Genomic DNA, 2,148 nt, shown 5'->3' with positions numbered 1-2,148 from the left:
CGACTGTTTGGGGTTGTATAGTCAAGTAATTAAGTGCATGTGGTGGATGCCTTGGCAGTCAGAGGCGATGAAAGACGTGATAGCCTGCGAAAAGCTCCGGGGAGGCGGCAAATATCCTGTGATCCGGAGATGTCTGAATGGGGAAACCCACTTACCATAAGGTAGGTATTGCATGATGAATACATAGTCATGCAAGGCGAACGAGGGGAAGTGAAACATCTCAGTACCCTTAGGAAAAGAAATCAATTGAGATTCCCTCAGTAGCGGCGAGCGAAAGGGGAAGAGCCCATTAAGTCATATAAGTTCTAGTGGAACGCTCTGGGAAGTGCGACCGTAGACGGTGATAGTCCTGTACACGAAAGGGCTTATATGATGATGTCGAGTAGGGCGAGGCACGTGAAACCTTGTCTGAATATGGGGGGACCATCCTCCAAGGCTAAATACTCCTGACTGACCGATAGTGAACCAGTACCGTGAGGGAAAGGCGAAAAGAACCCCTGTGAGGGGAGTGAAATAGATCCTGAAACCGCATGCATACAAGCAGTGGGAGCCGACTTGTTCGGTGACTGCGTACCTTTTGTATAATGGGTCAGCGACTTATATTCAGTAGCAAGGTTAACCGAATAGGGGAGCCGTAGGGAAACCGAGTCTTAATAGGGCGCATTAGTTGCTGGGTATAGACCCGAAACCAGGTGATCTATCCATGAGCAGGTTGAAGGTTGGGTAACACTAACTGGAGGACCGAACCCACTGTCGTTGAAAAGCCAGGGGATGACTTGTGGATAGGGGTGAAAGGCTAATCAAACTTGGTGATAGCTGGTTCTCCCCGAAAGCTATTTAGGTAGCGCCTCGGACGAATACCATTGGGGGTAGAGCACTGTTTCGGCTAGGGGGTCATCCCGACTTACCAAACCGATGCAAACTCCGAATACCAATGAGTACTATCCGGGAGACAGACTGCGGGTGCTAACGTCCGTAGTCAAGAGGAAAACAATCCAGACCGCCAGCTAAGGCCCCAAAATTATAGTTAAGTGGGAAACGATGTGGGAAGGCATAGACAGCTAGGAGGTTGGCTTAGAAGCAGCCACCCTTTAAAGAAAGCGTAATAGCTCACTAGTCGAGTCGGCCTGCGCGGAAGATGTAACGGGGCTAAAACTATATGCCGAAGCTGCGGATGCATAATTTATTATGCGTGGTAGGGGAGCGTTCTGTAAGCCGATGAAGGTGGATTGAGAAGTCTGCTGGAGGTATCAGAAGTGCGAATGCTGACGTGAGTAACGACAATGCGAGTGAAAAACTCGCACGCTGAAAGACCAAGGGTTCCAGTCCAACGTTAATCGGGGCTGGGTGAGTCGACCCCTAAGGCGAGGCCGAGAGGCGTAGTCGATGGGAAATTGGTTAATATTCCAATACTTCTGTGTAATGCGATGAGAGGACGGAGAAGGTTAAGTCAGCCTGGCGTTGGTTGTCCAGGTGAAAGGTTGTAGGCATGCATCTTAGGCAAATCCGGGGTGCTCTATGCTGAGAACTGATAGCAAGCTGTACTTGTACAGTGAAGTGGCTGATACCATGCTTCCAGGAAAAGTCTCTAAGCTTCAGTTACACAGGAATCGTACCCGAAACCGACACAGGTGGTCAGGTCGAGTAGACCAAAGCGCTTGAGAGAACTCTGCTGAAGGAACTAGGCAAAATGGTACCGTAACTTCGGGAGAAGGTACGCTGCTTTTGGTGATGGAACTTGCTTCCTGAGCTGAGAGCAGCCACAGAAACCAGGCCCCTGCAACTGTTTATTAAAAACATAGCACTCTGCAAACACGAAAGTGGACGTATAGGGTGTGATGCCTGCCCGGTGCTGGAAGGTTAATTGATGGGGTTAGCGTAAGCGAAGCTCTTGATCGAAGCCCCAGTAAACGGCGGCCGTAACTATAACGGTCCTAAGGTAGCGAAATTCCTTGTCGGGTAAGTTCCGACCTGCACGAATGGCATAATGATGGGGGCGCTGTCTCCAGCAGAGACTCAGTGAAATCGAATTCGCCGTGAAGATGCGGTGTACCCGCGGCTAGACGGAAAGACCCCGTGAACCTTTACTGCAGCTTGACATTGAACTTTGATCTTACTTGTGTAGGATAGGTGGGAGGCTTTGAAACC

1 rRNA gene is annotated in these 2,148 nt (G+C 50.0%); it reads left to right on the top strand.

What is annotated here, in order from left to right:
* Positions 1-19: 19 nt before the first annotated feature.
* Positions 20-2,148 (top strand): 23S ribosomal RNA (locus FTU40_RS15060); the annotation flags it as partial.

Origin of the sequence: Acinetobacter sp. YH12100, from assembly GCF_013419135.1 — a bacterium.
Classification (GTDB): domain Bacteria; phylum Pseudomonadota; class Gammaproteobacteria; order Pseudomonadales; family Moraxellaceae; genus Acinetobacter; species Acinetobacter pseudolwoffii.
The sequence above is the reverse complement of the archived record's forward strand: the minus strand, read 5'-3'. Positions and strand labels throughout refer to the sequence as shown.